Annotated in this window: 1 protein-coding gene and 1 pseudogene; both read left to right on the top strand. The window is 31.7% G+C overall.

Annotated elements, in window-relative coordinates:
* Positions 1-293, top strand: a 293-nt coding sequence (locus tag FUA24_RS04770; protein WP_317131936.1) for a non-canonical purine NTP pyrophosphatase, incomplete at its 5' end; no start/stop codon positions are given.
* 62 nt (positions 294-355) lie between these two features.
* A pseudogene (locus FUA24_RS04765) lies at positions 356-577 on the top strand (RelA/SpoT family protein); the annotation flags it as partial.

The raw sequence follows: 577 nt of genomic DNA, 5'->3' as shown, positions 1-577 counted from the left end.
ACAATATGGTTAAACTTTTAAACAATTTAAGCAATAACACCAACCGTAATGCGCAATTTAAAACTGTTATTGCTTTAAGTTTAAACAACAAAACACAAACATTTACAGGAATTTGTAAAGGTAAAATTACACTAGAAAAACAAGGAAACAAAGGCTTTGGTTATGATCCTATTTTTAAACCTGACGGCTATAAAAATACCTTTGCAGAAATGGATTTAGCTACCAAAAACCAAATTAGCCACAGAGGTAAAGCTATTAATTTATTAGTTGATTTTTTATCAACCTTAAAATAAACCACACAAAAACTACCATGCCTATTGGTTGTTAATTTTCTTTATGTTACCTTTAATCTATGATGACAGCCGAAGAAATTGAAATAGAAAATGCAGCTATTACCAAAGCCTACAAAGAACTTTTAAAGGTAAGTTACACCACACTTTCTGATGATGATAAAAAGCTAATAAGAGGCGCTTTTGAAGTAGCCTTAGATGGGCATAAAAACCAACGAAGAAAATCGGGTGAAGCCTACATTTTTCACCCTTTAGCCGTAGCAAAAATTGTAGCACAAGAAATTGGT

This window comes from Seonamhaeicola marinus, from assembly GCF_008085455.1.
The sequence above is the reverse complement of the archived record's forward strand: the minus strand, read 5'-3'. Positions and strand labels throughout refer to the sequence as shown.